At 72.3% G+C, this 6542-nt stretch carries 3 protein-coding genes; all 3 read left to right on the top strand.

The window, feature by feature from the left end; all coding sequences use genetic code 11:
* Window positions 1-65: 65 nt before the first annotated feature.
* Complete coding sequence (locus PKE44_RS13255) at window positions 66-3188, top strand: multidrug efflux RND transporter permease subunit (RefSeq protein WP_324551962.1); 3123 nt, start codon at window positions 66-68, stop codon at window positions 3186-3188.
* 10 nt (window positions 3189-3198) lie between these two features.
* A complete protein-coding gene (locus tag PKE44_RS13250; RefSeq protein WP_324551960.1) occupies window positions 3199-6318 on the top strand; it encodes an efflux RND transporter permease subunit in 3120 nt (1039 codons plus the stop codon).
* On the top strand, window positions 6299-6542 hold a 244-nt coding region (locus PKE44_RS13245; protein ID WP_324551958.1), incomplete at its 3' end, for a hypothetical protein. The genes PKE44_RS13250 and PKE44_RS13245, both read left to right, overlap by 20 nt.

Below are 6542 nucleotides of genomic sequence, written 5' to 3'. Positions count from 1 at the left end.
CCCGCAGCGGCGCGCGCGCGACGGCGCCGGACAGTGAGCCGGCGCTGCCGCAAGCGGAGCCGGCCGTGAATCCGTCCCGCCCGTTCATCCTGCGCCCGGTCGCGACCACGCTGCTGATGGTGGCGATCCTGCTGTCGGGGCTGCTCGCGTACCGGCTGCTGCCGGTCTCGGCGCTGCCCGACGTGCAGTACCCGACCATCCAGGTCGCGACCTTCTATCCCGGTGCCAGCCCGGACGTGATCGCCTCCTCGGTCACGGCGCCGCTGGAGCGCCAGTTCGGGCAGATGCCGGGACTCAAGCGCATGTCCTCGACCAGTGCCGCCGGCGCGTCGGTGATCACGCTGCAGTTCGACCTCGACCTGTCGATGGACGTGGCCGAGCAGCAGGTGCAGGCCTCGATCAACGCCGGCTCCAACCTGCTGCCGGCCGACCTGCCGGCGCCGCCGGTGTACAGCAAGGTCAATCCGGCCGATGCGCCGGTGCTGACGCTCGGACTCACGTCGGCGACGCTGCCGCTGGTGCAGGTGCAGGATCTCGCCGACACGCGGCTCGCGCAGAAGCTGTCGCAGGTGCCGGGCGTCGGCCTCGTGACGCTCGCCGGCGGCCAGCGCCCGGCGCTGCGCATCCGCGCCAACCCCTCGGCGCTCGCCGCCTACGGCATCGGCCTCGACACGCTGCGCACGGCCGTGGCCGCGGCCAACGTCAACCAGGCCAAGGGCAGCTTCGACGGGCCGGCGCGCGCGTACACGATCGACGCCAACGACCAGCTGCGCGACGCCGCCGACTACCGCGCGCTGGTGATCGCGTACAGAAACGGCGCGCCGGTGCGCCTGCGCGATCTGGCCGAGGTCGCCGAGGACGCCGAGAACACGAAGCTCGCGGCGTGGACCGGCAGCGGCGGCGGGGCCGTGCAGCCGGCGATCGTCGTCAACGTGCTGCGCCAGCCCGGGGCCAACGTCATCGAGGTCGTCGACCGCATCCGCGCGCTGCTGCCGGGGCTGCAGGCCGCGCTGCCGGCGACCATCGATGTCGCCGTGCTCAGCGACCGCACGGTGACGATCCGCGCCTCGGTCGAGGACGTGCAGTTCGAGCTGGCCTGGGCGATCGCGCTGGTGATCCTGGTGATCTACCTGTTCCTGCGCAGCGCCCGCGCGACGCTGATCCCGGCGCTCGCCGTGCCGCTGTCGCTGGTCGGCACGCTCGGCGTCATGTACTTCGCCGGCTTCAGCATCAACAACCTGACGCTGATGGCCTTCACGATCGCGACCGGCTTCGTCGTCGACGATGCGATCGTCATGCTCGAGAACATCGCCCGCTACGTCGAGGCCGGCGAGAAGCCGCTCGCCGCGGCGCTGAAGGGCGCGCAGGAGATCGGCTTCACGATCGTGTCGCTGACCGTGTCGCTGATCGCGGTGCTGATCCCGCTGCTGTTCATGGGCGATGTGGTCGGGCGGCTGTTCCGCGAGTTCGCGGTGACGCTGGCCGTGACCATCCTGATCTCGGCCGTGGTGTCGCTGACGCTGACGCCGATGCTGTGCGCGCGGCTGCTGCGCTCCGGTCACGGCGATGGCGCCGGTGCCGGGCGCTTCCACCGCGCCGCCGGCCGCGTCATCGATGCGACGATTGCGCACTACGACCGGGCGCTCGCGCGTGTGCTCGACCACCAGCCGCTGGTGCTGCTGGTGACGCTCGCGACCGTGGCGCTGACCGCCTGGCTGTACGTGATGATGCCGAAGGGCTTCTTCCCGGTGCAGGACACCGGCCTGCTGCAGGGCATCTCGCAGGCGCCGCCGAGCGTGTCGTTCGCGACGATGGCCGAGCGCCAGCAGGCGCTGGCGCGCGTGCTGCTCGCCGATCCGGCGATCGAGGCGGTGTCGACCTACATCGGCGTCGACGGCACCAACGCCACGCCGAACACCGGCCGCTTCTCGGTGACGCTGAAGCCGCTGGCGGCGCGCGGCCATGTATCGGCGGCCGGCGTGATCGCGCGGCTCGAAGCGCCGCTCGCGCAGGTGGCGGGCATCCGCCTGTACCTGCAGCCGGTGCAGGATCTCGCGATCGAGGACCGCATGAGCCGCAGCCGCTACCAGTTCACGGTCGAGGACCCGGACGGCGCGCGCGTCGCCGCGGCCGTGGAGCAGCTGGTCGAGCGGCTCTCGGCCTCGGCGCAGCTTCGCAACGTCGCGAGCGAGCAGCAGGACGGCGGACTCGCTGCTTACGTGCGCATCGACCGCGACAGCGCCGCGCGCCTCGGCGTGGCGATCGCCGATGTCGACAACGCGCTCTACGACGCCTTCGGCCAGCGGCTGATCTCGACCGTGTACACGCAGTCCAGCCAGTACCGCGTCGTGCTCGAACTCGGGGCCGACTGGCGGCGCGGGCCGCGGGCGCTCGATGCGCTGTACGTGAGCTCCGCGAACGGCGTGCAGGTGCCGCTGACGGCGCTCGCGAGCATCGAGGAGCGCACGCTGCCGCTCGCGCTGCTGCGCGTCGGGCAGTTTCCGGCGACGACGGTGTCCTTCGATCTGGCGCCGGGCGCGTCGCTCGGCGCGGCGGTCGCCGGCATCGAGGCGGTGACGCAGGCGCTCGCGCTGCCGGCGAGCACGCGCACGAGCTTCGAGGGCGCGGCCAGTGCGTTTCGCGCCGCGCTCGACAACCAGCTCTGGCTGCTGCTCGCGGCGGTCGTGACCGTCTACATCGTGCTCGGCGTGCTCTACGAGAGCTTCGTGCACCCGGTGACGATCCTCTCGACGCTGCCGCCGGCCGGCATCGGCGCGCTGCTGGCGCTGGAGCTCGCCGGGCAGGATCTCGGCGTCATCGCGATCATCGGCATCGTGCTGCTGATCGGCATCGTCAAGAAGAACGCGATCATGATGATCGACTTCGCGCTGGAGGCCGAACGCGGCGAGGGCCTCACGCCGCGCGCGGCGATCCACCGCGCCTGCCTGCTGCGCTTCCGGCCGATCCTGATGACGACGCTGGCGGCGCTGTTCGGCGCGCTGCCGATGGTGCTCGGCAGCGGCACCGGCTCGGAGCTGCGCCAGCCGCTCGGGCTCGCGATCGTCGGCGGGCTGATCGTCAGCCAGTTGCTGACGCTGTTCACGACGCCGGTCGTGTATCTCGCCTTCGAGCGGCTGGCGCGCCGGCTGCGCGGCGGCGATGCGGCCGCGGCCGGCGGCCCGGCCTGAGGCTGCACCGGTGAACCTGTCGGAGCCGTTCATCCGCCGGCCGGTCGCGACCATCCTGCTGACCCTCGGCCTGGCGCTCGCCGGCCTCGTCGCCTACCGGCTGCTGCCGGTGTCGGCGCTGCCGCAGATCGACGTGCCGACCATCGCCGTCAGCGCCAGCCTGCCCGGGGCGAGCGCCGAGACCATGGCGGCGACGGTCGCGACCCCGCTCGAACGCCGGCTCGGGCGCATCGCCGGCGTCACCGAGATGACCTCGTCGAGCAGCCTCGGCAGCACCAGCGTCACGCTGCAGTTCGATCTGGCCCGCGACATCAGCAGTGCCGCCAATGACGTGCAGGCGGCGATCAATGCCGCGCGCGCCGACCTGCCGGCGATGCCGCGCAACCCCACCTGGCGCAAGCTCAACCCTTCGGATGCGCCGGTGATGATCCTCGCGCTCGCCTCCGACACCTACGACCGCGGCCGGCTGTACGACTGGGCCTCGTCGGTGCTGGCGCAGAAGATCTCGCAGGTTGCCGGCGTCGGTCAGGTCACGGTCGGCGGTGCGGCGCTGCCGGCGGTGCGCGTGGAGCTGAACCCCGACGCGCTGGCGCGCTACGGCATCGACCCGAACGCGGTCGCCACCGCGATCGCCGGTGCCAACCCGCGCCGGCCGCTCGGCACGGTCGAGGACGACTCGCGCCGCTGGCAGATCCTCGCCAACGACCGCGCCAGCAGCGCCGACGAATACCGCGGGCTGGTGGTGGCCTGGCGCAACAACGCAGCCGTGCGCCTCGCCGATGTCGCGAGCGTCATCGATTCGGTCGAGGACGTGCGCAACAGCGGTTCGGCCAACGGCCGGCCCTCGGTGTCGCTGATCGTGCGCCGCGAGCCCGGGGCCAACGTCATCGACACGGTCGAGGGCATCCGCGCCGTGCTGCCGCAGCTGCGCGCGACGCTGCCGGCGGCGGTCGATTTCGACGTGATGCAGGACCGCTCGACCACGGTGCGCGCCTCGCTCGACGAGGTCGAGCTGACGCTGGCGATCGCGATCGGGCTGGTCGTGCTGGTCGTCTACGCCTTCCTGCGCGACCTGCGCGCGACCCTGATCCCCGGCATCGCCGTGCCGGTGTCGCTGCTCGGCACCGGCTGCGTGATGTGGCTGTGCGGCTACAGCCTGAACAACCTGTCGCTGATGGCGCTGACCATCGCCACCGGCTTCGTCGTCGACGATGCGGTCGTCGTCGTCGAGAACACCGTGCGCCACGTCGAATCCGGCCAGCCGGTGCGCGCCGCGGCGCTGCGCGGGGCGCGCGAGGTCGGCTTCACGGTGCTGGCGATGAGCGTGTCGCTGGTGGCGGTGTTCATCCCGGTGCTGCTGATGGGCGGGCTGCCGGGGCGGCTGCTGCGCGAGTTCGGCGTGACGCTGTCGGCGGCGGTGCTGATCTCGCTCGTGATCTCGCTGACGACGACGCCGATGCTGTGCGCGCACTGGCTGCGCGCGCCGCCGGCCGGGCCGCGCGAGTCGCACGGCCGGCTGTGGCAGGCCTTCGACCGGGGGCTTCGGCACCTCAACCGCGCCTATGCGCGCAGCCTCGCCGTCGTGCTGCGCCACGCCGCCGTCGTGCTGATGCTGCTCGCGGCGGTGATCGCGCTGAACGTCTGGCTGTACGTGCAGGTGCCGAAGGGCCTGTTCCCGCAGCAGGACACCGGGCGCCTGAGCGGCTCGGTGCGTGCCGATCAGGCGATCTCGTTCCAGGCGATGCGCGGCAAGCTCGATGCCTTCGTCGCGATCGTGCGCGAAGACCCGGCGGTGCGCACCGTCGTCGCCTCGACCGGTGGCGGCTCCTTCGGCGCGCAGCGCAACAGCGGCCAGATGTTCATCGAGCTGAAGCCGCTGGAGGAGCGCGGCGTCAGTGCCGATCAGGTCATCGCGCGGCTGCGCGGGCGGACGGCGCACATCCCCGGCGCGCAGCTGTTCCTGCAGTCGGTGCAGGACATCCGCACCGGCGGGCGTTCGTCGAACGCGCAGTTCCAGTACACGCTGCAGGCCGACAGCCTCGACGGCCTGCGCCGCTGGACCGGGCCGGTCACGCGCGCGCTCGCCGGCCTGCCGCAGCTCGCCGACGTGAACAGCGACCGCGAGGAGCGCGGCCTGCAGCTGACGCTGAACGTCGATCGCGACGCTGCCGCGCGCCTCGGCGTCAGCATGCAGGCGATCGACCGCACGCTGTACGCGGCCTTCGGCCAGCGGCAGGTGTCGACGATCTACGCGGCGCTGAACCAGTACCGCGTGGTCATGGAGGTCGCCCCGCAGTACTGGCAGCGGCCCGAAATACTGGCGCGTTTGTACGTCACCGCGGATTCCGGCGCGCAGGTGCCGCTGGCGAGCCTTGCGAGCTGGGGGCCGACGCCGGGGCCGCTGAGCGTCAATCACCAGGGCGTTTTCGTTGCGACCACGGTGTCGTTCAACCTGGCCGCGGGCGTCGCGATCGGCGAGGCGGTCGCCGCGATCAACGCCGCGGTCGCGCGCCTCGGCCTGCCCGAGAGCGTGCACGGCAGCTTCGAAGGCTCGGCGCGCGCCTACGCCGAGGGCGTCGGCGGCCAGCCGCTGCTGATCCTCGCCGCGCTCATCGCCGTCTACATCGTGCTCGGCATGCTCTACGAGAGCTGGGTGCACCCGCTGACCATCCTGTCGACGCTGCCCTCGGCCGGCGTCGGCGCACTGATCGTGCTGATGGCGACCGGCACCGAGTTCGGGATCATGGCGCTGATCGGCGTGATCCTGCTGATCGGCATCGTCAAGAAGAACGCGATCATGATGATCGACGTGGCGCTCGATCTCGAACGCCGCCACGGCGTCTCGCCGCTGGTCGCGATCCACGCCGCGGCGCGGCTGCGGCTGCGCCCGATCCTGATGACCACGCTCGCGGCGCTGCTCGGCGCGCTGCCGCTCGCCTTCGGCAGCGGCCTCGGCGCCGAACTGCGCCGGCCGCTGGGCCTGGCCATCGTCGGCGGCCTGTTCGTCAGCCAGTGGCTGACGCTGTACACGACGCCGGTCGTCTACCTCGTGCTCGACCGTCTCGGCCGCCGCCTGCGCCGCGAGCGCAGCCCTGCCCGGAGCGCCATCCATGCCCCGCTGCCCGACTGAAGCCCGCTGCCGTGCCTCACGCTTTCCGTCGGGTGCCGGCTCCTGCCCGCAGGCAGCCCTCGCTGCGGACGGTGAACGAGGGGAGGCGGGATCAGGCCGCCAAAGCGGCGCCGCAGGCTTTGCGGTCGCCGCCCTGCGCTGTCTGGCCGTCGCCGTGCTCGCGACCGGCCTCGCCGCCTGCACGGTCGGCCCCGACTACGCGCGCCCGGCTGCGCCGGTGCCGG

Origin of the sequence: Plasticicumulans sp. (assembly GCF_035331805.1) — a bacterium.
Taxonomy (GTDB): domain Bacteria; phylum Pseudomonadota; class Gammaproteobacteria; order Competibacterales; family Competibacteraceae; genus Plasticicumulans.
This window is presented reverse-complemented; position numbering and strand designations above follow the sequence as displayed.